This is a genomic window from Bartonella acomydis, from assembly GCF_039543025.1.
GTDB lineage: Bacteria > Pseudomonadota > Alphaproteobacteria > Rhizobiales > Rhizobiaceae > Bartonella > Bartonella acomydis.
This window is the reverse complement of the sequence record NZ_BAABIY010000012.1, coordinates 107,377-132,610: the sequence shown is the minus strand read 5'-3', so window position 1 is coordinate 132,610 and position 25,234 is coordinate 107,377. Positions and strand designations below refer to the sequence as shown.

General features: G+C 38.5%; 29 protein-coding genes. 8 read left to right on the top strand and 21 right to left on the bottom strand.

Annotation, left to right across the window (positions count from 1 at the left end; translation table 11 throughout):
* Positions 1–256: 256 nt before the first annotated feature.
* The 3 genes from cobT to ABD909_RS02475 form a co-directional block, all read right to left on the bottom strand.
* Positions 257–2,161, bottom strand: a complete 1,905-nt coding sequence (cobT, locus tag ABD909_RS02485) for a cobaltochelatase subunit CobT (RefSeq protein WP_345096387.1) — start codon at positions 2,159–2,161, stop codon at positions 257–259.
* Positions 2,162–2,175: 14 nt separating this feature from the next.
* The gene (cobS, locus tag ABD909_RS02480; protein WP_345096386.1) at positions 2,176–3,162 is read right to left on the bottom strand and encodes a cobaltochelatase subunit CobS; all 987 of its coding nucleotides are present in this window, start codon (positions 3,160–3,162) and stop codon (positions 2,176–2,178) included.
* Positions 3,163–3,511: 349 nt separating this feature from the next.
* Complete coding sequence (locus ABD909_RS02475) at positions 3,512–4,132, bottom strand: J domain-containing protein (RefSeq protein WP_345096385.1); 621 nt, start codon at positions 4,130–4,132, stop codon at positions 3,512–3,514.
* A 120-nt stretch (positions 4,133–4,252) separates the two neighbouring features.
* Here ABD909_RS02475 and ABD909_RS02470 point away from each other — a divergent pair, with 120 nt between their 5' ends.
* A complete protein-coding gene (locus ABD909_RS02470; RefSeq protein WP_345096384.1) occupies positions 4,253–4,531 on the top strand; it encodes a BolA family protein in 279 nt (92 codons plus the stop codon).
* 118 nt (positions 4,532–4,649) lie between these two features.
* Here ABD909_RS02470 and ABD909_RS02465 read toward each other — a convergent pair whose 3' ends face one another.
* Positions 4,650–5,672 carry a tyrosine recombinase XerC gene (locus tag ABD909_RS02465; protein ID WP_345096383.1) on the bottom strand — a complete coding sequence of 341 codons (1,023 nt, stop codon included), beginning with the start codon at positions 5,670–5,672 and terminating at the stop codon, positions 4,650–4,652.
* Positions 5,673–5,675: 3 nt separating this feature from the next.
* Entirely contained in the window at positions 5,676–6,485 is an 810-nt protein-coding gene (locus tag ABD909_RS02460) for a SapC family protein (RefSeq protein ID WP_345096382.1), read from the bottom strand.
* A gap of 150 nt (positions 6,486–6,635) precedes the next feature.
* Here ABD909_RS02460 and rimM point away from each other — a divergent pair, with 150 nt between their 5' ends.
* The 7 genes from rimM to ABD909_RS02425 all read left to right on the top strand — a co-directional run bounded on the left by rimM (position 6,636) and on the right by ABD909_RS02425 (position 12,654).
* Positions 6,636–7,166, top strand: coding sequence for a ribosome maturation factor RimM (gene rimM, locus ABD909_RS02455; protein WP_345096381.1), 531 nt, complete (start codon positions 6,636–6,638; stop codon positions 7,164–7,166).
* A gap of 228 nt (positions 7,167–7,394) precedes the next feature.
* Entirely contained in the window at positions 7,395–8,093 is a 699-nt protein-coding gene (trmD, locus tag ABD909_RS02450; protein ID WP_345096380.1) for a tRNA (guanosine(37)-N1)-methyltransferase TrmD, read from the top strand.
* A 201-nt stretch (positions 8,094–8,294) separates the two neighbouring features.
* A complete protein-coding gene (gene rplS / locus ABD909_RS02445) occupies positions 8,295–8,735 on the top strand; it encodes a 50S ribosomal protein L19 (RefSeq protein ID WP_345096379.1) in 441 nt (146 codons plus the stop codon).
* Positions 8,736–9,203: 468 nt separating this feature from the next.
* Positions 9,204–9,605: a succinate dehydrogenase, cytochrome b556 subunit gene (gene sdhC / locus ABD909_RS02440; RefSeq protein ID WP_345096577.1), complete on the top strand. Its 402-nt coding sequence runs from the start codon at positions 9,204–9,206 to the stop codon at positions 9,603–9,605.
* An 18-nt stretch (positions 9,606–9,623) separates the two neighbouring features.
* Positions 9,624–10,010 (top strand): succinate dehydrogenase, hydrophobic membrane anchor protein, encoded by a 387-nt coding sequence (gene sdhD / locus ABD909_RS02435; RefSeq protein ID WP_345096378.1) that lies wholly within the window; start codon positions 9,624–9,626, stop codon positions 10,008–10,010.
* A 5-nt stretch (positions 10,011–10,015) separates the two neighbouring features.
* Positions 10,016–11,860 (top strand): succinate dehydrogenase flavoprotein subunit, encoded by a 1,845-nt coding sequence (gene sdhA, locus ABD909_RS02430; protein WP_345096377.1) that lies wholly within the window; start codon positions 10,016–10,018, stop codon positions 11,858–11,860.
* 14 nt (positions 11,861–11,874) lie between these two features.
* Complete coding sequence (locus ABD909_RS02425) at positions 11,875–12,654, top strand: succinate dehydrogenase iron-sulfur subunit (protein WP_345096376.1); 780 nt, start codon at positions 11,875–11,877, stop codon at positions 12,652–12,654.
* 250 nt (positions 12,655–12,904) lie between these two features.
* Here the strand turns inward: ABD909_RS02425 and virB11 are convergent, their stop codons facing one another.
* The 16 genes from virB11 to trwL (ABD909_RS02345) all read right to left on the bottom strand — a co-directional run bounded on the left by virB11 (position 12,905) and on the right by trwL (ABD909_RS02345) (position 25,131).
* Positions 12,905–13,969: a P-type DNA transfer ATPase VirB11 gene (virB11, locus tag ABD909_RS02420; protein WP_345096375.1), complete on the bottom strand. Its 1,065-nt coding sequence runs from the start codon at positions 13,967–13,969 to the stop codon at positions 12,905–12,907.
* Entirely contained in the window at positions 13,941–15,110 is a 1,170-nt protein-coding gene (gene virB10 / locus ABD909_RS02415; RefSeq protein ID WP_345096374.1) for a type IV secretion system protein VirB10, read from the bottom strand. The genes virB11 and virB10 overlap by 29 nt, the downstream gene beginning before the upstream one ends.
* Positions 15,110–15,916 (bottom strand): type IV secrection system protein TrwF, encoded by an 807-nt coding sequence (gene trwF, locus ABD909_RS02410; RefSeq protein ID WP_345096373.1) that lies wholly within the window; start codon positions 15,914–15,916, stop codon positions 15,110–15,112. The genes virB10 and trwF overlap by 1 nt, the downstream gene beginning before the upstream one ends.
* A 13-nt stretch (positions 15,917–15,929) precedes the next feature.
* Positions 15,930–16,628: a type IV secrection system protein TrwG gene (gene trwG / locus ABD909_RS02405; protein ID WP_345096371.1), complete on the bottom strand. Its 699-nt coding sequence runs from the start codon at positions 16,626–16,628 to the stop codon at positions 15,930–15,932.
* Positions 16,625–16,768 carry a lipoprotein gene (locus ABD909_RS02400; RefSeq protein ID WP_345096369.1) on the bottom strand — a complete coding sequence of 48 codons (144 nt, stop codon included), beginning with the start codon at positions 16,766–16,768 and terminating at the stop codon, positions 16,625–16,627. The genes trwG and ABD909_RS02400 overlap by 4 nt, the downstream gene beginning before the upstream one ends.
* Before the next feature lie 213 nt (positions 16,769–16,981).
* Positions 16,982–17,821, bottom strand: coding sequence for a TrbL/VirB6 family protein (locus ABD909_RS02395; protein ID WP_345096368.1), 840 nt, complete (start codon positions 17,819–17,821; stop codon positions 16,982–16,984).
* Positions 17,822–18,045: 224 nt separating this feature from the next.
* Positions 18,046–18,822 carry a TrbJ/VirB5 family protein gene (locus tag ABD909_RS02390; protein ID WP_345096367.1) on the bottom strand — a complete coding sequence of 259 codons (777 nt, stop codon included), beginning with the start codon at positions 18,820–18,822 and terminating at the stop codon, positions 18,046–18,048.
* A 287-nt stretch (positions 18,823–19,109) separates the two neighbouring features.
* Positions 19,110–19,880, bottom strand: coding sequence for a TrbJ/VirB5 family protein (locus tag ABD909_RS02385; protein WP_345096366.1), 771 nt, complete (start codon positions 19,878–19,880; stop codon positions 19,110–19,112).
* Positions 19,877–22,348, bottom strand: coding sequence for a VirB4 family type IV secretion/conjugal transfer ATPase TrwK (trwK, locus tag ABD909_RS02380; RefSeq protein WP_345096365.1), 2,472 nt, complete (start codon positions 22,346–22,348; stop codon positions 19,877–19,879). The genes ABD909_RS02385 and trwK overlap by 4 nt, the downstream gene beginning before the upstream one ends.
* 2 nt (positions 22,349–22,350) lie before the next feature.
* On the bottom strand, positions 22,351–22,659 hold the full coding sequence (locus ABD909_RS02375; RefSeq protein WP_345096364.1) for a VirB3 family type IV secretion system protein: 309 nt from the start codon (positions 22,657–22,659) through the stop codon (positions 22,351–22,353).
* A 12-nt stretch (positions 22,660–22,671) separates the two neighbouring features.
* Positions 22,672–22,983: a conjugal transfer protein gene (locus ABD909_RS02370; protein ID WP_345096363.1), complete on the bottom strand. Its 312-nt coding sequence runs from the start codon at positions 22,981–22,983 to the stop codon at positions 22,672–22,674.
* Between the two features lie 154 nt (positions 22,984–23,137).
* Positions 23,138–23,440: a VirB2 family type IV secretion system major pilin TrwL gene (trwL, locus tag ABD909_RS02365; RefSeq protein WP_345096361.1), complete on the bottom strand. Its 303-nt coding sequence runs from the start codon at positions 23,438–23,440 to the stop codon at positions 23,138–23,140.
* Between the two features lie 116 nt (positions 23,441–23,556).
* The gene (gene trwL / locus ABD909_RS02360; RefSeq protein WP_345096359.1) at positions 23,557–23,871 is read right to left on the bottom strand and encodes a VirB2 family type IV secretion system major pilin TrwL; all 315 of its coding nucleotides are present in this window, start codon (positions 23,869–23,871) and stop codon (positions 23,557–23,559) included.
* 111 nt (positions 23,872–23,982) lie between these two features.
* Positions 23,983–24,288 (bottom strand): VirB2 family type IV secretion system major pilin TrwL, encoded by a 306-nt coding sequence (gene trwL / locus ABD909_RS02355; RefSeq protein WP_345096358.1) that lies wholly within the window; start codon positions 24,286–24,288, stop codon positions 23,983–23,985.
* Between the two features lie 118 nt (positions 24,289–24,406).
* A complete protein-coding gene (gene trwL, locus ABD909_RS02350; RefSeq protein ID WP_345096357.1) occupies positions 24,407–24,721 on the bottom strand; it encodes a VirB2 family type IV secretion system major pilin TrwL in 315 nt (104 codons plus the stop codon).
* A gap of 95 nt (positions 24,722–24,816) precedes the next feature.
* A complete protein-coding gene (trwL, locus tag ABD909_RS02345; protein WP_345096356.1) occupies positions 24,817–25,131 on the bottom strand; it encodes a VirB2 family type IV secretion system major pilin TrwL in 315 nt (104 codons plus the stop codon).
* Between the last annotated feature and the right edge of the window lie 103 nt (positions 25,132–25,234).

Below are 25,234 nucleotides of genomic sequence, written 5' to 3'. Positions count from 1 at the left end.
AAATGATGAGAAGCATAAAGAACGTTCCACAAATCGCTGTTCTCTGGTGAGGGATAGTCTCATTTTTCTAAAACAAGCTATGCTTTAAATCTGTTTGTGTTTGGTGTTGATACCGCGCGCAATGGTTGGTTTTCTTATGAGAGAGGAATGGTTTATGAAACAGCGGCGCAAGAGCAAAACGATTTGATTGGCATTTTTATATGTGATGAAGGTGTTTTTTAAAAGGTGAAAATTGAATAAAGAATATAGGGTTGTTTTAAATTTTCTTATGATGATGAGAACGAAGTTTTTTCTCGCTAAAGAGCGCTTCTAATTGTTTTGTTATAGCATTAGCAAGTTCTTCGACATTCATAATGGTTACAGCATGTTGATAATAACGTGTGACATCATGACCAATGCCAATGGCAATGAGTTCTATAGGTGAGTGTGTTTGAATTTCTTGGATCACTGCGCGTAGATGTTTTTCTAAATAATTGCTGGAATTGACCGAGAGTGTTGAATCATCAACAGGGGCTCCATCAGAAATAACCAAAAGAATGCGCCGTTGTTCACGCCGTGATAAAAGGCGCTGATATGCCCAAATTAATGCTTCTCCATCGATATTTTCTTTGAGTAATCCTTCTTGCATCATGAGACCTAAATTGCGTCGAGCACGACGCCATGGAGTATCCGCACTTTTATAGATAATGTGACATAAATCATTCAGACGGCCTGGATGAGTGGGTTTGTTTTGCTTGAGCCATTCTTCCCGCGATTTTCCTCCTTTCCAAGTTTTTGTGGTAAAGCCTAAAATTTCGACTTTTACACCACAGCGTTCAAGCGTTTGTGCCAAAATATCCGCACAACTTGCCGCAACCGTAATGGGGCGTCCTCGCATGGAGCCCGAATTATCAATGAGCAGTGAAACAACGGTATCGCGAAATTGGGTATTGCTTTCCATTTTAAAAGAAAGGGGTTGCATGGGATCTATAATCAGGCGTGAAAGCCGTGCTGTATCAAGATATCCTTCCTCAAGATCAAAATTCCAATTGCGATTTTGTTGTGCCATAAGGCGGCGTTGCAGACGATTTGCTAAGCGCCCAACAATGTTTTGTAGATGGTTGATTTGCTTATCAAGATAACGGCGTAAGTGATCTAATTCGCTTGCAGAACAAAAATCCGTGGCTTCTAGAATTTCATCAAACTGACGGGTAAAAACTTTATAATCAGTCAGTTTTTGCATTTGTTCTGAAACAGTAGAAAGATATTTGGATTGGCTCGATTTTTTGTGCCAAGGGCTACTTTCTTGCTCTTCTTCATCTTTATCATTGTCATTTGATCTTGCCGCTTGGGTTTTGCCTTTGTCTTGCACATCACTTTCTTGTTCAGTAGCTGTTTGTTCTTCATTATTATCGTGTTTTTGGTTTTTGCTTTCTTTTTCTGCTAGGTTTTGAACTTCACACCCGTCTTTTAATTTTTTATTGTTTTCACCTTCAAAGGTTTCTTCAAGTCGAACTGCCATTTTGAGCGTAACAAGCATTTGACGAACAATCCGTGCAAATGTCTGTTGATCGTGAATATATCCTGTTAATTCATTCAGCTCTGTGGCGGCTTTTTTTTCAATTTCTTGACGCCATAATTCTAAGACAGGCCCCGCTTCTTTTGGAGGAGGGCGTTCTGTTATTTTCTCGCGCAATAAAAGTGCAATGGCTTCCTGAATGGGGGCTTCACTTTGGCTGCTTATCTTTTGGTAATGGGCTCTTTGATATTTATCTGCGAGCATTTCATCAAGATTTTGTGCAATTCCTTCCATACGTAAAGTGCCAATGGCTTCAATACGTGTTTGCTCAAGGGCATCAAAAATGGCACATGCTTCCGATTCTTGTGGAGAAAATTGTCTGTGAATGTGCTTGTCATGCCATGCTGTACGCAGAGCCATGGAATCCCCTAATCCACGTCTAATTGTTATATCTTTCTTTGTGGTGTGAGGTGGTAATTCCGGTAAACGGGCATAATTTTCGCTTAAAGATGGTCGGTTTTGACTGAAGGAAACTTCAAGATTGGGAGTACCTGCTATGGCACGCATACAGGTGGAAAGTGCTTGTTTAAAAGCTTCAGTATCAAGAGTGGTGTTGAGAGAGTTCTTTGCCGGATTTTTGTTGTCGCTAATATCGGTAGCCATGCGTGACAGATTCCTTAAGGCACAACACCATGAATGAGTGATTCGGGAAGTTCTTCTCCAAAAGCACGTTGATAAAATTCTGCAACCATAGTGCGTTCGAGTTCATCACATTTATTGAGAAAAGTAAGTCGGAAGGCAAAGCCCGCATTTTGAAAAATTTCCGTGTTTTCTGCCCAAGTGATCACTGTGCGTGGACTCATGACGGTTGAGAGATCCCCATTGATAAAAGATTGACGTATCATATCAGCAACATGGACCATTTGAGAAATTGTCTTTTTTCCTTCTATTGTTTGAAAAGATTTGACCTTTGAACAGACAATGTCAACTTCTTTATCGTGGGGTAAATAATTGAGGATCGTGACAATAGACCAACGGTCCATCTGCGCTTGATTGATTTGTTGCGTACCATGATAAAGGCCTGTTGTATCACCAAGCCCAATAGTATTTGCCGTTGCAAAAAGACGAAATGCTGGATGAGGGGTAATCACACGACTTTGATCAAGTAAACTTAAGCGTCCAGAGGCTTCAAGGATCCGTTGGATAACAAACATAACATCAGGACGACCAGCATCATATTCATCAAAAACAAGAGCAATATTGTTTTGATAACTCCATGGCAAAATGCCTTCTTTAAATTCAGTAATTTGTAAGCCATCTTTTAAAACAATGGCATCTTTTCCCACAAGATCAATACGACTTACATGACTGTCGAGATTAATTCTGATACAAGGCCAGTTAAGACGTGCAGCAACTTGTTCAATATGAGTCGATTTCCCTGTTCCATGATAACCGGAAACCATCACACGGCGGTTAAACGCAAAACCTGCCAAAATCGCTAATGTTGTTTGCTGATCAAAAACATAATCGGGATCTATATCTGGAACATGGGGGCTTTTTGTACTAAAAGCAGGAACCTTCATATCCGTATCAACATGAAACAAATCATGGGCACAGAGTGAGATATCAGGCACATTTTCGACTGTAAGATTTGTTTTTGTCATGGTTTTTCTGGAAGGGAAAGAATGCTATTTTCATTTGTTAGGAAACGATACAAGAGTTAGAGCACTTATGCAATGCCCTATCATGAAAGTCTTGGATAGGGAGGAACAAATTTATATTATCATATTTTTACAAACAACGATAATGCGCGTGAGGAATGAATTTGATAGGAGCAATTTTTCTTGGCATAAACCAGCTTTTTAAAGTGAATTACTAAGTAGGTAGAACATTGCAAAAACACCCCTTTCAAAGAATAATGCCACCATTTTGGAATCAGAAGACTGTTTCTTTTGATCTCCTCTTTGAATTTTCTACAGCGAAAACAAACTTAGGAATTGGAATGCATCTTTTTTAGCATAAACCAGCTTTTTTTAGCAAATTATAGGCATGTAAAACATCGCGGAAACGTTCTTCTGAAGAGCGGTTGCCACCATTGGAATCAGGATGGTGTTTTTTTACCAGCTCCTTATATTTCATTTTAATATCTTCAGCTGAAGCGTTTGCTTGTAACCCTAATGTATCAAAAGCTTTTGCTTCTAAGGGTTTTAACCTTCGCGACGAATTATTGGTTGAATGACGCTCATTAAAGAGTGTAAAGGGATCACGCATACGATTTTGATAGGCTGCTGTGCCAGAGCGAATTTGTGCATAATTGGCAGCTGTTTTTTTCGATGTGCCATTGTTAAAATCAGTCCGCCACGTTGGGCGATGTCCTGTAAGGGCATCTTTTTGAAACTTTGCAATATCTTTATCACTAAGGCCAGAGAAATAATTAAAATCCTTATTATAGGCACGCACATGCTCAATGCAAAAATGCAGATACTGTCCTTCGTGATTTCGGCCCGCTGGTGCTTTATGGGATGCTGATTTTTCACACCCTTCCCACTGGCACTGCTGTGTTTCTAATTCAGCTTTTTGTTTTTTATTGGAGCTGATTCGAATTGAGTCGAATAATTTAGATGTTATTGTCATGTCTTTGATTTATGCAAAATCGATTAATTTTACAAGAATTGACTTTTGAAAAATTTATTTTCACACTTATTTGCTCACGAACAAGATGCTTTGCATCGTTCATTTTGTGAAGGAATAAAAATGTCTACAGCTGTTCAAACAACCATTAAGATTAAGCTTCAAGATGCGTTTCATCCACAGAAACTTGAGGTGATCAATGAGAGTCATCTGCATGAGGGACATCAGCATGATCAACATGTTTTTGATGGTAAAAGAGAAACGCATTTTCGGGTGAAAATTTCGTCTTCTTCTTTTAAAGAGATGACGCGTGTGGAAATTCATCGGGCAATTTATCAAGTTTTAAAAAAAGAATTGGCGACCTGTGTTCATGCTTTAGCGTTGGAAATTATCTCTGTTTAATTTTTATTTTTGTAATAAGAGTTTGTAGATACAGAATGTAGTCTTTACAGGCATGGTGCGCGTAGAGATTCTTTAGGCTCCTATATTTAAGTTTTTTAGAAGAAGCTACAATCTGTATTTATGCTTTAGTATTAGAAAGCTGCATCTTTAATTTTCTTTTTTTGCAAATCTTTCGAGAACGTGGATGTGCTTTTTGATAAATTTCCAAAAGATGGTCTGTATCCACATGGGTGTAGGTTTGGGTGGTAGAAAGGCTCACATGACCAAGAAGTTCTTGAATAGAGCGTAAATCCCCACCTCGTGATAAAAGATGGGTGGCAAAAGAATGGCGCAATGTGTGTGGGGTTGCTGTTTCTGGTAAACCAAGATGCGCTCGTAAGTTTCGCATAGCGCGTTGAATAATAGCTGGTTGCAGGGGACCACCTCTCGCTCCGCGGAACATTGGTTGGTTGTCCACTAAAGGATAGGGGCAGTGTTTGAGATAATTTTGTACGACTTCGTGAACAACTTTGATGAGAGGAATAAGGCGCGTTTTTCCCCCTTTTCCTGTCACGAATAAACTTGTTTTTTGGGGATCAGAAAATTGTTCTGGTGTGAGGCTTAAAGCTTCTGATATTCGCATGCCACTGCCATAAAGAAGCACTAAAATAGCACTGTTACGGGCGATAATCCATGGTTTATTTTCTTGTTGGTTTTCTTGTTTAACTAAATGCAGTGCGGACTGTACTGCTAAAGGCTTTGGCAGAGATTTTGGCTGTTTTGGGGTTCTGATGAGCTGAGCTGCAGGGATGGTGACAATTTTTTCGCGCGAGAGATAGCTGAAAAAAGAACGTAAACCAGCTAAGCCTCGGCTTAACGAGCGTGCACTTATATTATTCGCACGCCGATAAGCCAAATAAGCCCGCAAATCAAAAACGCGTAAATTGGCCAGATCATGAAAGGTTGATTTATGCCCCAAATGTTGACAGAGAAAAAATAAAAATTGTCGTGTATCACGTTCATAGGCTTCTACTGTTTTTACAGCCATACGACGTGTTTCTCGCAGACAGTCCAGCCAATTTTTTCTTGCATTTAAAACAGCATGGTCTGCTGGAATGAGAGGAACATTTTCGTCTTTTCTCGTGTCATCTTTTATAGGCATTTCTTAATTGAGTATCTCTTTCTTTGTAGATTCTTCACTTTTTTCACTTTGTTGTTGCTCTTCATTATTGGCAAGTTGCTTTTCCCCTTTGAGAGAGAGTATTTTTAGAAGATTATGCGTTGACATCAAATGTGCAAAGATCAATCCTAAGAAACCATTTTTGTGCAGCTTTGCAAGTTGGCTTGCAGAGAGTTTATTGAGTTTTTCTTCATCAACAATCCAAAAATGCTCTAATTGCGCTGAAAGGCCTTGGTCGTTTTTTACATTGATGGATTTTTGACTGAGAAGATCCATTTCCACAAGGGCATCAATAAATTCAGTGGTTTTTTCCATAGCGATTTTAAAGCTTTCAAGAAAACGAATTCGCTCTTCCATGAAAGGAGAAATAGAGCCATCAGAATTAAAAAGTTCTGTGCCTGCCACTTCATTAAACATGCCTGATTTTTGATCAAAGCAAACGGAAAGCTCTTTTTCATTGCTTAATTGTGCAAGAACAAAGGGATAACGACGGACAAAAGCTGGAACATAAGTATTTGTTTTCCAATTTTTATCAGAAGCGATATAGTCATTCTCGTCATTAGAAAGACCAACAAGAGCTGCAGATGTATAATGCCGTTTCTTTTGTTCATCTTCGGCGCACATAAATAAAATTGGATAGTCGAGTGCTGCTTGAAAATATTCACTGCTTGCGAGAGGAACCCAATGGGTGTCTTTGGCAAAAGACATATCACTTGGAGGAGCAAATTTTAGATTTTTATGGGAAACTTTGTTGATTGGGGTGATATCTTTGTAAAAGAGCATAACATTTGCCATAAGACTTCTCCTTAATATTAATATATTAATTTATTTATTAATTTGCTGTTGTTACCAAGAAAGGTCTTTGGGGAAGATTGTCTCATATGGCAACAAAATTGAACAGAAAATTACGCGTGAAGATCCGTTTGTGAGAGATAATGTTTTTGCATGAATTATAATAAAAAAAAGCTTAAAAATAAAGTCTATCTTGCCATTATTGGTTCCGCTCATGGTATAAAAGGAGACATTATGATGAAAGTCTTGAGTGCTAAACCAGAGCATTTAAAGACTTACGGTGCTCTCTATGATGATATGGGGCGTTGTTATGAAATTGTAACATTTCGCATGCTAAAAAATAACGCGATTGTGCATTTTAAAGGGATTGAAGATCGCAATACAGCAGAAAACTTAAAAGGCATCCGTTTGTATGTTACCCGTGATCAATTGTTAGAGGATTTGACTGAGGATGAATTTTATCAAGTTGATTTAATTGGGCTTCGTGTCCAAGATGGTGTTGGTCAAATTTTGGGCAAGGTGTATGGTTTTTTTAATTTTGGTGCTGGCGATTTGCTTGAAATCCGTTTGAATACGGGTAAAACTGTGCTCATTCCCTTTAGTAAAGCAGCCGTGCCAGAAATTTGTCTTGCTTCTGGTTTTTTGGTTGTTGATCCAGTGGCTGCTGGTTTAAGTGATAACTGAGGAAAAAATAAAGTGAAAAATAAAAAAATGCACTTCTAAGTATTATGTGAATTCTAAAAGATTCTTGGATTTTTAAGCATTGTTTAGCAGGACAAGCATGCAGGGAATATGGATATTTGATATTTAAGGAGTTGGGGGCTTTTGTTGTGGATTGCATATTATGGTGTTTGTGGTCGCCTATTGGTCTCGTGCAGCTTGAGGGTATAAGGTGGAGATGGAAGATAAATAATGAAGTTTCATGCGCGTGTTTTAACACTTTACCCTGAAATGTTTCCTGGATTTTTGGGGTATTCTTTAGCCGGTCAAGCTTTAGAGAAGGGGATATGGTCGTTGGAGACAGTGCAAATTAGGGATTTTGCTTTGGATAAACACCATAGTGTTGATGATACACCAGCTGGTGGGGGCGCTGGTATGGTCATGCGAGCAGATGTGTTAGCCGCTGCACTAGACAGTTGCTTAGATGATTCGCCAAGATTGTTAATGAGTCCACGGGGGCGGCTTTTTGACCAGACTTATGCCCGTTCTTTGGCATGTGAGGAGGGACTGACATTGGTTTGTGGACGTTTTGAAGGTGTCGATGAACGGATCATAGAAGCGCGGAAATTAGAAGAGGTGTCCATTGGGGATTATATTCTTTCAGGAGGTGAAACAGCAGCGCTGGTTGTCTTGGATGCTGTTATACGTCTTATTCCCGGTGTTATAGGCAATGCGATTTCTGCAAAATGTGAAAGTTTTGAGAATGGTTTGCTAGAACATCCCCAGTACACACGTCCTGCTCTTTTCGAAGGACGCGCTATTCCATCAGTGTTGACATCAGGACATCACAAAGCTATTGCCGATTGGCGGCAACAGCAAGCGGAACTGTTAACGCGTCAACGGCGTCCTGATCTTTATGCCCGTTATGATAAAAATCGTCAGAAAACTTGATTCATGTTGTAAGGTGGTGTATGGCATGGCTCTCTTTAGATTAAAGAGTTTTCTATAGTTCCAAAATTAAAATGAAGGAATGGTGTATTCGCTCCTGTTGTAAGGCATAGCCTAAAGAACTTCTTTTCTGTTGATGAGTAGTTTTTTTCGGCAAGAGTTGAGCGCTCTGACTGTTCGATAAAGAACATGAAGGATAAAAAAATGAATATTATCGCACAGCTCGAAGCTGAACAATGTGCAAAAATTGCAGCAAAACGCCAACTACCAGCTTTTCAGCCAGGTGATACCGTGCGGGTGATGGTACGCGTGAGTGAGGGTACACGTACACGTGTGCAAGCCTATGAAGGAATTTGCATCGCACGTTCAGGTGGTGGTTTAAATGAGACCTTTACAGTGCGTAAGATTTCTTATGGCGAAGGTGTTGAACGTGTTTTCCCAGTATATTCTCCCCTCATTGAGGGCGTTGAGCTTGTGCGAAAAGGTAAAGTGCGTCGTGCGAAACTTTATTATCTTCGTGGTTTGAGAGGAAAAGCTGCCCGTATCGCTGAAAAGAGAGATTACCGCAAAAAGGCTGAAAAATTTGCTGAGGTTGTAGAAACAACAGCTGTAAATGTAGATACATCAGCGCAAACTGCTGAATAACAGCTGTAGTTACTAAAATTTATACAAAAGCAGCTTTTTATTCTCCGTGGTTCGTGTTTTCAGCTAAGGAAGTGGATTTGACGTACCCATACAATGCTTCTCAAAGTCTTTAGGGTTTTGTTTTTTTTAGTTATGGATAACTTTCAAGATTTTTGAAAGAGAGTGTTGATATTTAGAAAAGGATGGAAGTCTGCTTGAGAAAATAAATATTTATATTTGAGAAATGATGTTAGCCCTTTGACGTGAAGATAAAATTGTATTAGATTAAAACGCGTTTTACAGCTGTATAGCTGTAAAATAATCGGTTTTTTTATGCGTGACCTTTAATCCGTTATTTGAGACAACCGACCTGTAATATTGGCATCTTGAAATGCTAAATTGTAAGTGGAAATAATAATGCACTTGGCATTTTGTGCGAATCTTATCGCCCATGATGTAGTTGCAGTAAAAGCCAGGTCAGGATATTTGATGGCAGAGATAATTAGGATAAAAGAGCGCCCTCGTTCCCCTCATATCAGTATTTATCGTTGGACTATTACAATGGCGATGTCGATTGCTCATCGCATAACGGGTATGGCTCTTTATTTTGGAATGATCTTTCTCGCTCTTTGGTTAATGGCAATTGCTTGTGGAGCAGAAGTATTTAGAACCGTTCATGAGATTTATAGTTCTTTGCCTGGGCTTTGTATCTTATTTCTTTATACGCTTGCTGGCGTTCATCATATGGTTGGTGGACTTCGTCATATTATTTGGGATCTGAAACCTGCCCTTTTAGCTAAAGAAAAAGCAACAATGGTGGCATGGGCAACTGTGTTTATTTCTCTTATTATAACTCTTGCAATTTGGCTTATTGGATATAGCATTGTTTAGCTGGGGGTGGAGAGGGCTATGAAAAAAGATTTTCGAACGGAACTTGCCAAAGTGCGTGGACGTGGAAGTGCACATGAGGGTACAGAGCACTTTTGGTTACAGCGTTTGACAGGTTTTATAAATTTACCACTTTTAATCTTTTTTATTGTTCTTATTCTCTCTCTCGTTGGAGAGAACTATAGCGTGGTGCGGGCACGGCTTGCACATCCTGTTGTGGCTATTTTAATGGGATTGCTTACGGTTTCAGTGCTTTATCATATGAAACTTGGAATGCAGGTGGTGATTGAGGATTATATTCCACGTGAAGGTTTCCGGATATTCTTTTTAACATTAAATATTTTGTTTTGTTTTGTTTTGGGGGGTGTCATCATTTTTGCTCTTTTGAAAATTGCGTTAGGGGGTTAATGGATATGGCGGATACAGTATCATCTCTGGGCGCGAGAGCAGGAAATGCCCCTTATTGCACTGTCGATCATAAATTCGATGTTGTGGTTGTTGGGGCAGGGGGGGCAGGTTTGCGGGCAACACTTGGGATGGCAGAGCAAGGATTAAGAACAGCTTGTATTACAAAAGTTTTTCCAACAAGATCACACACTGTTGCGGCACAAGGGGGTATTGCGGCCTCGCTTTCTAATATGGGACCTGACAATTGGCAGTGGCATTTGTATGATACCGTGAAGGGATCTGATTGGTTGGGCGATACCGACGCAATGGAATATTTGGTTCGTAATGCGCCTGCCGCTGTCTATGAATTAGAACATTATGGAGTGCCTTTTTCACGTACACAAGAAGGCAGAATTTATCAACGTCCCTTTGGTGGGCATACAACACAATTTGGTGAAGGGCCCCCTGTGCAGCGGACTTGTGCAGCAGCTGATCGTACAGGGCATGCTATCCTGCACACGCTTTATGGACAAAGCTTAAAATATAATGCTCAGTTCTTTATTGAGTATTTTGCACTTGATCTCATCATGACTGATGGTGTTTGTACAGGTGTGGTGGCATGGAATCTTGATGATGGTACAATACACCGTTTTTCTGCCAAGATGGTTGTTCTCGCAACCGGTGGCTATGGGCGTGCTTATTTTTCGGCAACATCGGCACATACCTGTACAGGTGATGGAGGTGGAATGATTGCACGTGCTGGATTACCTCTTCAGGATATGGAGTTTGTGCAATTTCATCCCACAGGCATTTATGGCTCAGGCTGTCTCATTACAGAAGGGGCGCGGGGTGAAGGTGGCTATTTGATCAATTCTGAGGGCGAACGCTTTATGGAACGCTATGCGCCTTCCTTTAAGGATTTGGCTTCACGGGATCTGGTTTCACGTTGTATAACCCTTGAAATTCGCGAAGGGCGTGGTGTTGGTCCAAAAAAAGATCATATCCATTTGGTTCTCAATCATATTGATCCCGCTATATTGCATGAACGTTTACCAGGGATTTCCGAATCCGCACGAATCTTTGCTGGTGTTGATGTGACAAAAGAACCTATCCCTATTCTGCCTACGGTTCATTATAATATGGGAGGAATTCCTACCAATTATTATGGGGAAGTGCTTAATCCAACAGACGATTCGCCTGATCGTGTCCAGCCAGGTTTGATGGCAGTGGGGGAGGCTGGATGTGCCTCTGTTCATGGAGCTAATCGTTTGGGGTCAAATTCATTAATTGATCTTGTCGTCTTTGGTCGTGCCGCTGCAATTCGTGCTGGTGAAGTGATTGATCGAGATGCAGAAATTCCTCCTCTCAATGAGGTGGCGGTTGACGAAATTATGGCCCGTTTTGATCGTTTACGTTTTGCTCAAGGAGCAATACCAACAGCTGTATTGCGTGAAAAAATGCAGCGCACGATGCAAGAAGATGCTGCCGTCTTCCGTACAGAAGATTCTTTACAACAAGGATGTCGGCGGATCAGTCAAATTTGGGATGAATTGGCTGATCTCAAAGTCACAGATCGTTCTCTGATATGGAATTCTGATTTGGTTGAAACATTAGAGCTTGAAAATCTGATGGCTAATGCAATTACTACTGTTTATTCTGCAGGAGCACGTTTGGAAAGTCGGGGTGCTCATGCCCGTGAAGATTATCCGGAGCGTGACGATAAAAATTGGCGCAAACATACACTTTCACATTTGTCAAAAAAAGGTAAGGTGACTTTGTCCTATCGGCCTGTTCATGTTGATCCGTTAACAGCTGAGGCAGATGGCGGTATCGATTTAAAACGTATTGCACCTAAAAAGCGTGTTTACTAAGGGGGAAATGAATTATGGTACAAATTAAACTTCCCAAAAACTCTCAAGTAAAACCGGGGAAAGTTTGGCCTAAACCTGAAGGTGCTACGCAACTGACAGAGTTCCATGTTTATCGTTGGTCACCTGATGATGAAGAAAACCCCCATCTGGATACCTATTATGTGGATCGTTCTGCTTGTGGCCCTATGATTCTTGATGGGCTTTTGTTTATTAAAAACCATATTGATTCAACTTTGACTCTTCGCCGATCATGTCGGGAGGGTGTTTGCGGTTCTTGTGCCATGAATATTGATGGGTTCAATACGTTAGCTTGTACCAAAGGTATGGATGATGTAAAGCACCCCATTAAGGTTTATCCTTTGCCCTCTATGCCGGTTGTTAAAGATTTGGTTCCTGATTTAAAACGCTTTTATGCTCAACACCGCGTGATTGAACCTTGGTTGCAAACGGTTTCACCTGAACCTGCCAAAGAATGGTTACAAAGTCATTCAGACCGCCAAAAAATTGATGGCCTTTATGAGTGTATTTTATGCGCCTGTTGTCAAACATCATGTCCGAGTTATTGGTGGAATGGTGATCGTTATTTGGGACCAGCCATTTTGCTTCAAGCTTATCGTTGGATTGCGGATTCACGTGATGAGATGTGTGGTGAGCGTCTTGATAATTTAGAAGATCCTTTCCGTCTTTATCGCTGCCATACAATTATGAATTGTGCGCAAACTTGTCCAAAAGGATTAAATCCAGCAAAAGCAATTGCTGAGATTAAAAAGCTTATGGTTGAACGCCGCCTTTAAAAATATATTTGTCGCATTTTTTCTCTTTTGCATCTACATAAATTGCCAAAAATAAATGAGCAAAAACAAAATTTTGTATGTAGTTTGGTTTTTCTCGTAGGATTGTTATCATCAACTTTTATCTTCTCCATTGTAAGAGGATAAAAACTTTATCAAAAAGGTTAGAGGAAGAAGAAAATCTAATAAAAAACCGTAACAATTTGTCACGGCTGTTGTTGTTTGTATCATATTCTTAAAAGAAGCGTTTCACCTAAACTATCTTTGATTTAGCAAAAATAGGATCATAAAAGACTTCAGAGAGTTTTCTATCTTTAAAGAATAATATCACATCCACTGTTGTGTAAAGCACTACTTTTATCATTTCTAGATCAAGCTGGCGACCAACTTCTGATCGCTTTATCAGCGTAGCACACCGTTCAAATGTTTGCAAAGCATTGTTGGCGTGTGTTGTTGTAATTGAGCCTGGATGCCCAGTGTTCAAGGAGTTGAGATATTCCCATGCTTCGTTGCCACGCAGTTCTGCAAGAAAAATGCGGTCAGGCGATTGACGCAAACAGGCATCTAAGCACTCATCAGCTGGAACGCGACCTGCACCACTACCATACAGCATATGGACGTGATTTGGATGATTGGGCAGAAAAAGTTCATGAACATCTTCAATAGTAATAATGCGTTCTTCTATCGGTACCTTTTCAATAAGTGAGCGAGCGAATGTCGTTTTACCCGATCCTGTTTTTCCTGCTATGATAATATTACGTTTATAGAGTACGCTTTTTTCTAAAAACTCAAGAATCTTTCTCTCACGTTTGAGATGCAGGAGTTGCTTTTCAAATAGCTCGAGCCGCGTGAAATCCTGCTTTGATAACAGGCTTTCGGCTTCTTTTTCCGAAGGCTTATTGAAACTTACATCGGCAAAACTATCAAATGCACCTTCTCTGTTTAGTTCCTCTAAAGTCTTAACTGTGAGGGAATGTTTACGAATTACAAAGGATAGTGTGCCATCAATGACCGCTGGCGTTTGTATAATTGTACCACGTTGTCCTCCGGGTAAACGTACATAATTAATACTTCGGGGTGCCATACCATTGTAAACGATAATGGCTGTAATAAGCGTTTGCAAAAAAGCAGTCGTCAATTCCGGCACATTATGCACCTGCCAACCCTCAAAGCTTTTTGTCCACACTTCACAGGGGCGGCTTATCGATAATTCAATAATTTTTGGATCTTCTAAGAAATGATCAAGCGGTTGCAAAAGCTGTGCAACTGCTTGGTCTTTCTGTATTCCATTAACGGGTAACGAGGCTGTAGACATCACTGAAATCCAAATCTCGAGCAACAAAAATATTCACACGCTCACCTTGGTTTTTATAAAGTGTTGGCGGAATATTGATTGAATTTTGAAGAATATCGTTTACCATCGATTCAGCATTTTGTGCTATTTGGGGCACAGCTTGGGATTGTGTTTCTTCTTTATTTTTATGTTTTTTTCGCCAAATTTTGTCTTTGACCCATTCTCCCAAATCACCAATGATGCTCACCATAACAGCCCCACCGAATCGTTGCCAAAAATGTGTATCGATCCAACCACCGATACCAGATTCGCCAAGAGGACCTGTGCCGGGTGAATCAAGATTGACGATAACACCAGAGGGTGTTTCAATACGGGACCATTGTACGAAAACGCGTGTTTGTCCTTGCTGTATGCCGCTTTGGTAAAAACCAACAACTTTAGAACCACGATCAAGCAAAACAACCCGCCCACTTGTAGAATAAACATCACGTGTTAAATGACATGTTGTCATTCCTGGTTGGGTTGTGACAATTTTTGTTTCCAATGTGCAATCTATTTGCGTACCTTGGGTGATCAAGAGATCACGGTTGCGGAGTTGCATTGCTTGTGATTGACCTAATCGTACAGGTTGAAGGTTATCAAATAATGCACTACTTCTATCATCATTTGATGTATTATTTTTTGAATGTTCTGTAGAGCTTTCACTACTGCCACCGTTGTTGAGACCAGAACTAAACATACGCTTGCGCGCCAAATCTTCAGTATCTTTGATCAAATGTGGGGGTATCGTTGTCTGTAGAAGTTTCGCTAAGGCTGCTGGAATTTCCTGCGTCGAGTCTTCTGCACTTTTTTCTTCTTCTTCCACCTTTGGTTCTTCTATAACGCGAGGGGTATAGCTTGGTATAATTTGCTGCACCGTTTGTTGAGGTTTTTCTTCCTCAACTTCTATGCTATTGCGCATTTTTAAAGCTTTCCAAGTCAAAGCTATTGGCACTGCTATTATGACAATGAGTCCTACTATTAATAACGCACGGGCACCAGGAATTTTTGGACGACGCTCTATACCTAATTCAGAACTACCATAGGCACCTTCAATATGTTTTTGCTCAGCGTAATCTCGCTCCGTATTCTTGTTGATTTCATCTCCTTTCTTATCGCCAAACATTATCTTCCTCCTTTGTTAACACGATGAACCATTGAAGACACTGTTCCAGTTGTATTTGGTATACCATTAGGGTCATAAGCTTCGTTGAAAACAGCTAAAGCACTTTTGCCAAGCCGTATAAGCCACTTTGGATTAACCTTATGAACGGCAATAATATTATTGGAACTGCCTATAACAGTGCGTGGTATTAAGCTTTCATTGCCTTCAGCATCCACGACATAAATTGACGGCATATCCATGTTGGCAGGAAACTTGAAATAGGTAATACGTCCATTATCCCAAGCATTTATAGGAGCAATATCTTGGTTGCCACTCATCGTGTAGCTAAGGTTATAGCCTTTTACACCTCGGTGAAAGCCACGTTCAATATCAAGCTGCTGGCTTTTAATCTCTAATTTCTGAGTATTTGTATCAGGATAATGGAAAGCTAATTCGTAGGTGGCTCCAGCACGGTCGTTTCGAAATTGCAAGCGAAATTTATAGCTACGTTTGTCTGTTACGACGATGAGATTCGTATTGGCTAGTTCTGCTTTAGGCTTAATAAAAATATGTCGTCCTTTATGAGCAAAGGCATAAGCGTCTGAATCACCAAAAGCATGTGTGATATAGTGCTCACCCTCCTCAAGGATGATATGTGTTGCTACTCCAAGAACAGTTTCAATTTGAATCACATCAGCTTCGTTATATGTTACATAGCGAATGCGATGATCATATTGTGAATTGGAAGGGGTTTTGAGTGCTTGTACGGGTACCGTATAAAGAAAGGAAAACGAATAGAGTAAGGCAAAGAACGTAAGTTTTTTCATAATAATCAATTCTTTAATTATTTAACAGTATTTCCGGATCGGTGCGGTAACTTGTCACTTGGAAACCAAGAGGATTCAGCAATCGATCAGATGATTTCATTGGTGCACCAACATAGGTGTAGCCAATTGTTGCAATTTGATGTTGTTTTGCTCCAACGCTACCGGTACTATCATGTTGTTGCGTGGTGAAACGCACTGTCGCTTGACCACGTCCATTCGGCTGGATTGATCGTACTTTCACCGTGATGCGCGCTTTGTTGGAGAGCACTTTATCACGGGCATCTTCCCCCTCATAGATTTTATAGAATTCTTGTTGAACAGTTGCAGTACTTAAAAGCGCTGTTGTGTCATAATTGAGCTGAATGGTATCGTAGTCGTAAGTTTCACGGTTAAGCACATATTGGTTAAGCCAATATCTGTCCACAACTTCACCATAGCTGGTTTCATGTTCGCGCATCACAGAAATTACATCAACCGCACCAGTTGTGTTATCAACGCGCAACACCAAAGGTGTTGGAGCAGGCTGAGAAAAACCAACAACTCCACATACCATACCGAATAATCCAAAAATACCAACGACACTTGCTACACGCCAAGCTGTTTTACGCGATTTTACAAATTCGTTGATAAGTTCACGCTCTAAGCCTCGGCTTTCTTCATAATAGCTATTAAGTTTTTCGGCTTTTACGGGTTTAGCTTGTTGTTTTTTCATATGGCTCCTCGCTGAATTTCGGCAGGAATTGTTTTATTAATAGGTAGGCGGTTCCAATTACTTGGTTGTTTTGGCTTTGGAGCCGATTCGCAAGCTGATAAAAGGTTTGCAATCAAAATTGCAAAAACGATTTTTTTCATTTTAATACTCCTATTTTATAATCGCAATGTATTTTTCTAACATTTTTTTGTCATTATTTCAATTTTGATTATAAAATATATTTGCTTAAATTGTATTTATTATTTTTTTTGTTTATGAAAACGTTTAACTGCGGCCTAGATGTTTTTACTGGGCAGCTGATATCTTTATTTGATTGTGCGGTTATTACGGCAAATATTATTTCTTGTTGCATTTCATCTCCTCCATAAATGCCCCAATGTAACGCCTTTTGCTAGGGCATTGGCAATGCTTGAGAGTTTGAACAACAGTACAATGGAGATAATGGATAAAATGAGGGCTCCACCAAGCGCGTAACTCACATTCTGAGTGCCATCAAATTTCAAATCTGTCATGTAATTTGCAAAGATATTCATGAGCAAACTAGATACGGTAGCTAGGAGTACAATGAGAATTGTATAGCTTAAAATTTGTGCTATCCATTGCTCGAAAAAACGATAGGTTGGTTGCCAAAGTAAAGAAATGATGAAGAGAGGCCCGAGTCCTACGAGAAGCACGAGTATAATTTTTGCTAGCAGTATGAATGCACCGCCGATTGCCGTTAAGAAGCTTGTTGCAAGTAGAATAAGAATGCCAAAGAGACCATAAAGGAGCCCATCAGCATCTAAGAAAGCAGCTTCCTCGAAAGCTGTACTTGCACATTTGAATCCTTTTTCAGCGACTGTATCAATCAAATGGGTTAATTGCTTATCCTGTAGTGGATTATTTATGAGTGCGGCAGACAAGTCATGAGGCAATTTTGTTAACAAATTTGTAATTTCTGGTTGATAGAGCCCTGCAGTTAGGGCGATAGAAGTAATAATACTTATTCGAAGGCAACGGCTTAAGAACCCAGAAACTGGCATATCTATTGCACCGCGCATGATGAGTAGTCCATACACGATAAAAGCAATGGTAAGACCAACTGATACGAAAGGTGTGATTGTAACAATCGCTTTTGATGAAATATCCGTGACATATGTATTTGTTGCTTGATCAATTTCCTTGAACAGTTGTGAGAACATTTGGAAGCTCATGGTATTTCTCTTTCACGAAATTTCACTTTTCCATTGTCTGTGGAATGCTGATATATGTTGCAGTTTTTTACATTTATGTGATTTGCCAAAAACATTTTTGGGATATTTAGGTTGTTAAATTTCTTACATACTCATTCAATTTTTTAGATTGCTCTAAGCATAATGCATGAACTTTTTTATAATAAGAGAAAGCTTATGCTATAAGCAGTGTTGTTATAAAAGCTTTATTGTAAAGCTCTCGCATACTGTAACTGCACAGCGGGCATTTGGCTGTTTTGATGATTTAAAATTCGTATATTCCGCTTATATTTTTGTTGTCGTATTAGTTCTTGCTCTGCATTGCGTAAATGCGCAACCATTTGTAATTTTGTAGCTTCATTTTGGAATACAGCTATTGTACCTTCAGTGTACGCTTGTAATTCGGCAACCCATTTTAAATCAGTCATATATTTCATCTCAGCTAAAGCCTTTTCAATCATTTTAAAGCGATTTTTTGTTTCCTCAAAAACTTGCAAACTTATGGCTTTATCTACAATCGCTGCATATTGCTTGCGTTTTTCTATAAATGTACGTGCTTGAGTGATTGGAAAAAAGCTAAGATTTTGCTCTACTATAATGTCTCCCGCTGTAGGAACACTTGAAATTGCATTTGTCGAAAAGCTTGTTTTATTTTTATTGTAGATGAGGTGTGGGGAATGAAAATAAGGAGTAGATATATTTACTCTTGGCTTGACATCAGAGTGACGGGAGCCTACTAGAGATCCGTGTGTAGCTATATTATAATCGAGTTGCTTCTTTAGTATTTCAAGCTGTTCTCTTGCTAAATAAACAAGCTCTCTTTTTTCGGCCTGTCTTTTCATTCTTTGTCTTTTTTTTTCCTCTATGCTTTTTATAGAAGTAGGGGAAGAATTCTTTGAAATAGAATTTTCCTGAGCCTTCAAAGTTGTGCTCTGCATCCCAAAAACTATTGCTATTACTACTGAAATAATAATTTTTTTCATATTATTTTCACTTTTTATATATTTTCGCATATTTCTATTATAATTTCAATTTTGATTAAAAATTATATAATTTTTAATTTGTATTTTTTGAATTATTTTGTCGTTAGAGCATTTATTGATAGTGTGAAATTATCTCTTACGCTGTTAAATTTTGATTATTTCGCTATATAGACAGAGGGTGTCTTCTATTACACTTAATTTTATTAAGGCTGAGCATGATTACTAAAAAATTACAATCAAATAGAAACAGAGAAAGCTGATAATATAAGAAAATTATTATAAAGTTTTCATCGTATAGATCGTATTATCGGCATTTCTTTATTTTCACTATTAAGAATTTTCATATTGCGTGTTTGTTTTTGTTGATTGATAAGAGCTTGTTCTGCGTTACGTGAATATGCAACCATTTGCAATTTTGTTGCTTCGTTTTGGATCATAGCTAGAAGACCTTTTATGCGCGCTTGTAATTCGGCAATACTTTTTAAATCAGTTGTTGTATTTATTTTTTCCACAAGTTCTGATATTTGCTTAAAACGATTTTCGTTTTCTTGAAAAGTTTGTAAACTTACAGCTTTATCAATGGCGGTTGCATATTGGATACGCCTACCAATAAAATCACGAGATTTGCGAATAGAGATAGGAATTTCTTCTTCTTGCAAAATATTTGGTAATGATTTGGATAGAGTTGAATTACTATTTTTATAATAAATCAATTCAGGATTTTTGAGAAAAAAACTGCTATAATCTGCTTGAGTAGTATTAGATTTGGCATCTCCATTGATAGCATTACGTATCTTTTTTGCTTCCTCAAGTTGTTTTTTTAATGTTTCTAGAATTGGTGTAGCAGGTTGCACTTTCTTTTGTTTTGGAGGAGCTGGAGCTGGTATTTTTTGTGGAGGCTCTGGTGTTTTTGAAACTGGTCCCAATATCCAATCCGTCAAAGAAGTTGAAACTGATGCTCCTAAATCTGCGGCTCCTGCTCCCCAAGACCAAGCCATTGCTGAATGTGACATACCTAAAGTTACTGCTATTGCTATTAAGATGATTTGTTTTTTCATGTTTCCCTCCTGTCAGTTTTTACATGTTGTAAAAAAATCGGCAACCATATCGTTGGATCATCACCGACTTCAGTGATAATACTTTCAGCTAACTCTGCATTATCAGGTGTACCAGATAACACCAAAAGCTCCTCACTAAAATCACACTCTGTAGTTTTCCCATCAATTGTCATACAAAATTTGCCAAGATTTAATTCTGCGAGTGCAGATTGGTCGCCTTGCTTGATAAGAAACTGGCGACTAAATTCACCAAGTCCTTTAACCAGTTCAAATTCAGTATCTGTTAGTTTAAAACCTTGTGTATAATCTTCATAACTTGCTTTGGGATTGGCCAAGAAAATATAGGTTGCACATTGTTGAATAAGCGTTTTAGCTATATTGCTTTCCAAAGCATCACTAGGTTCTTGTGTGGCATAAACAAAAATACCATTTTGTTTACGGATAGTTTTTTGTTTGTTCTTTGCCAGATCTTCAAAATATGGATCTTGCAAAGGTTTCCAAAATTCGTCAAAAATATACATAAATCGCTGTCCGCTAATCATTCCTTCTGTGCGGTAAAGCAGATACATCATGACTGGTGTACGAGTTTCTAGATTATCTAAGAATTCAGTAATATCAAAACCGTAAATCTGGTGTGTTGAAAGATCTAATGCATCCGTAGGATTATCAAATAACCATCCATAATCACCACCTTCGCACCATTTTATCAAGCGAGTATGAACAGATGGGTGTGCATTATAATCATTTGAATGTGGATTTGGTAAGAATTGTACAAGAAAAGACAAGCGACGCAACGATCTGTCAATATTATTACTCATAACAGACATAACAGCTTGATTAATTTCCTCTTCATCGTGATGCGTGACTTCACCACCAGCTTCTGCTAATTTTTTAACAAACTGCTTTAAAAAGATCAGATTATCTTGTGTGGGAGGAAGTTGGAAAGGATTGAAACCACTTTGTCTACCAGGCTTGAATGTTAGATATCGACCACCCATAGCCCGGATAACAATTTCCATGCCACGATCTTTATCAAAAACAACGGTTGTTGGTTTAAACTTTTGTGCTTGTGCTAACAAGAAACCAAGTAAAACTGTTTTACCAGAACCAGATTGCCCGATGAGAGCGGTATTACCAAGTAAGCGCTTATCTGTTGAATCTTCTTCAATTTTAGAAGCATGAAAGTTAAAATAGAGTGGTGTTTTACTGGTTGTTTTCAGAATTGTAACTGCTGGTCCCCATGGATTTCCAGTTGGCTTGCCTGACATAAAGTTATGAAAGGATGAAAATGATAAAAAGTTTAGCGATGTAATCGGTGCTGGGCGTGGCCGCCATTTCCAATTCGCAGGCAGTTGCGCCCAATAACCAGCTTCTATCGCTAAGTCTACAGGTTTTGGTAACACTGCTGCGTCCAACAGTGCTGCACTTGCCTTTGCCATATAGTCACGGACTTGTTGAGCTGTATTGCCATAAATAGTCAATGTACAATGATGCTCACCCATAACAAAGTGTCCACTGACAAGCTGATTTAATGCTTCATCAATTTGCTCAATTTGGCTTGTTGCTACATCGCGAGCATCGATAAGATTACGCTGATGGCGTTGCAAATAATCCTTAGCAGCATGTCGTGAGAGTACTGAAAAACTCTGTGTCAACACAAATTCGAAATCACTTTCTAACAAAACATTCAGTTGACCTGGTTTGGTTGTTGTGTCGTATTCCTTAATTTCCAGCATTCCAAATCGACGCATTCCACTGATTGTTCGCAATTCTCCAAGAGCACCCCATTTTGAGAAAAATGGTCGATTAATAGACATATAGTCTGCAAAACGCTCATAACAGATTGGCATAGGTCTATATTCACCGTTAATAAGCATTCCAAGGAATTCAAGCGTAGAAGAATAAGCATGGCCATTTTTTTCATAAGTACCAAGTAGTTCCGCACCGTAACGCTTTAACGATTGACCTAAGGTGTTGTTTATATCATTGAGGGCTTTGATACATGATTCCTGCCGCATCTTTTTTTGATCGAGTGTTTCACGTTCGTGTTGAGAAAAGAACGACATAACTTTATCCGCTATCGGTTGGAAAACGATAGTTAAATACAAGTCATTCACCATAAGATTATAGCCAGCAAAACTTTGGCGATATTTTTCATCAAGCTGATAGCAAAACATTTGCTCAAACGCTGAATCAGGATACTCATACACACGGCGGCGCACAATATGTGTCCAAAAGGACAAATTAGCTGATGCAATACCACGCAGAGTATTATTTAGCTCTTTGGTCCACTGAAAAATATCTTCCTCTGAAGCACTTTGATGCGAACGTCCATCAATTTTCCAAACCGAAAGATATTCCGCGTTTTTTGTAGAGATAATTGTATCTGTAATATGATGTGAATAGGGTATGAATAGACTTACAGGCGTCTCGGAGGCGAGACGTTTGCTGTTTTCAACAGCCATCATGTTTATCTCCTTTTACGATAATCAGAGGGACTATAACTTGAAGCTCCCCAAAAACTTTTGTTGCGGTTACGAAGTTTTGTATCAATCCATAACCACCAAATACGGAATGCTTTATCATCATTTTTAGTAATTTGTACCATAACGAACCATAATGGCGGTGCAATTATCCACAAAAAGATATTTATCGTCATGGCAACAACAGCTACACTTACAACCATAACAATGAGTGGCATCATTGGTACACCCCAAATGGTTGGAACGCGAGTTGCTCCTTTAAATAAGGGAAATGCTTCATGTTGTTGTGGTTTCATGTTTGGCTCTCATTATTGGATGTAAAATAATATGTGGCTAATATAAAATGCTGCTCCAGCGATAATGACGCTGAACGCCCATCGTATAAAGGTAGCTTTTGCTATGATACGAAATACATAAATAATTAAGAGAAATAAAAGAAGAACAGCACAAACAATAGGGATTACCATACTGAGCCCATATTGCATACCTATTAATACATCTATACTCTTTGTTTTCGTTTGGGCCCATACAGATTGAGTCACTAAAAATATAATTAGAGTTATAAAAATAGCACTAATCTTGTTGCCAGTTTTTGCTTGAAGAATATTTGATTGTTTCATATCTCTTTGTCCCCATCATAATTGAATTTACTCTCAAGAATACTTCCTTTTTTGCAACATAAACGACATTATTATAAGTACACCTATGAACCATCAATAAAGTTTCTTAAAAACATTTTGTGCTGTGTTGATTTATTATATACTTCTAATTGGTTTAAAACAACATTTTAACAAGTTCAGCTGATGAACCGGCGATGACAACGCCAACTGCCCAGCGTACAAATGTATCTTTCCCGATGTAACGTCCTGCATAACCGATTGCTAAACATAAAAGTATAACGGCAGCAGCAACAGGAATAATGTTACCAATAAGATCGTCTCGCAAAGCCTCTAAAGCAGTTTTAGCTTTACCTAGTTGTGCATAAGCAGGATGCGCTATAAAAAATGCCGTTATAGCTACAGAAATTGCAAAGATTTTCCTATCATTTTTTGATTGGAGATTATTGAATTGTTTCATTTTCTATGCTCATGAATGCTATTTTTATTGTTAATACTAAGTGATATAACTACTAATTTATCTATACTCCATAAGTAAAATCTACTTTGTGAAAATGGTATTTATAAATAACCCCATTATGGCTTAAACAGCATCGCAACAAGTTGAGTTGCTGAGCCAGCGATAATAACACCAACTGCCCAGCGTACAAATGTATCTTTCCCGATGTAACGTCCTGCATAACCGATTGCTAAACATAAAAGTATGACGGCAGCAGCTATAGGAATAATATTGTTAATAAGATCATTTTGCAAAGCCTCTAAAGCAGTTTTAGCTTTGTTCAAAGTATTTTGGGCATATGCAGGATGAGTCATAAAAAACGCCGTTATAGCTACAAAAATTGCAAAGATTTTCCTATCATCTTTTGATTGGAGATTATTGAATTGTTTCATATTTTATTCTCATTAAAGTTTTAATAATATTTATCTCTCTGCATAAATAAAGACTATTAGTGAAGACAGCCTTTCCTGAAGAGAAGCATTTCATGTTAGAGACTCTATAACTTAGCCGAATAACATTTTAACAAGTTCAGTTGCTGAACCGGCGATAACAACGCCAACTGACCAGCGTACAAATGTATCTTTTCCGATGTAACGTCCTGCATAACCAATTGCTAAACATAAAAGTATAACAGCAGCAGCAACAGGTATAATGTTGCTAATAAGATCCGTTTTCAGAGCTGTTAAGGCATCTTTCGCATGCTTTAATTCTGCATATGCAGGATGTGCTATAAAAAACGTAATTAAAGCTGTAGAAATTGCAAAGATTTTCCTATCATTTTTTGATTGGAGATTATTGAATTGTTTCATTTTCTGCTCTCTTATGAATGCTATTTCTATTTTTAATATTAAGGGATATCATTACCAATTTATCTATAACCCATAAATAAAATCTGTTTTGTTAAAATGTTAAGTATGTTTAATTTCATTATGGCTTAAATAGCATCCCGACAAGTTGAGTTGCTGATCCGGCGATGACAACACCAATTGACCACCGTACAAAGGTATCTTTTTCAATATAACGTCCTGCATAACCAATTGCTAAACACAAAAGGATAACGGCAGCAGAAAGAGGGATGATGTGATCAATAAGATCTTTTTGCAAGCCTTCTAAAGCTTTTTTTGCATTGCCTAAAGTTTTTTGAGCATACGCGGGATTATTCATAAATAATAGAGTTATAGTTGCAAAAATCGCGTTAATTCTATTATTTTTTTGTAACTGAAAAATAGTTAATTGTTTCATGTTATTTAGCCTAATTAGATTGTAATTGATGTAGAACAACTGCTACCAAATTTCTTTCTTGCAAAGAAAGAAACATTTCATATTTCAATGGGGGCTTATACTTTTCCGGTAAAAAATAAAGAGGCCAGTTCAGTTGCTGAACCAGCGATGACGACACCAACCGCCCATCGCACAAAAGTATCTTTGCCGATGTAGCGTCCTGCATAACCAATTGCTAAACACAAAAGTATAACGGCAGCGGCAACAGGAATAATGTTATTAATAAGATCTGTTTTAAGATTACCTAATGCGTTTGCAGCCTTATCTAGTTTAGCATACGCAGGATGAGTTATAAAAAATGCAGTTATAACTGCAAAAACTACAACAATCCGATTATTATTTTTTGTTTGGAAATGATTAAATTGTTTCATTTTTTGCTCTTATTAATGCTGCCTTATAAGCACTATTTTTATTTTTTAATACCAAATGATATTATTACCCATTTATCTACAACTGAAGAATAAAATTTTTATG